Source organism: Pseudomonas sp. NPDC089428, assembly GCF_044749325.1.
Lineage (GTDB): Bacteria > Pseudomonadota > Gammaproteobacteria > Pseudomonadales > Pseudomonadaceae > Aquipseudomonas.
Genome location: NZ_JBIVHT010000001.1, coordinates 74,907 through 75,306, shown reverse-complemented (window position 1 = coordinate 75,306; position 400 = coordinate 74,907). Strand labels below are relative to the sequence as shown.

At 56.5% G+C, this 400-nt stretch carries 1 pseudogene; it reads left to right on the top strand.

The window, feature by feature from the left end:
• Positions 1–400 (top strand): annotated as a pseudogene (locus ACIPZ5_RS00365) (transcriptional regulator); the annotation flags it as partial.

The following is a 400-nucleotide window of genomic DNA, read 5'->3' as shown; positions in this document are numbered from 1 at the left end:
GGGCTCAGCTGGCAGCCAGTCTGGAAGCATTGAAACCATCAGCTCAGATGGCAGCCAACCTGGAAGCACTGAAACCAACGGCGCAGATGGCAGCCAGTCTGGAAGCATTGAAACCATCAGCTCAGCTGGCAGCCAGTCTGGAAGCATTGAAACCATCAGCTCAGCTGGCAGCCAGTCTGGAAGCATTGAAACCATCGGCTCAGCTGGCAGCCAGTCTGGAAGCATTGAAACCATCAGCTCAGATGGCAGCCAACCTGGAAGCACTGAAACCAACGGCGCAGATGGCAGCCATGCTGGAGGCAATGAAACCAACGGCGCAGATGGCAGCCATGCTGGAGGCAATGAAACCAACGGCGCAGATGGCAGCCATGCTGGAGGCAATGAAACCAACGGCGCAGAT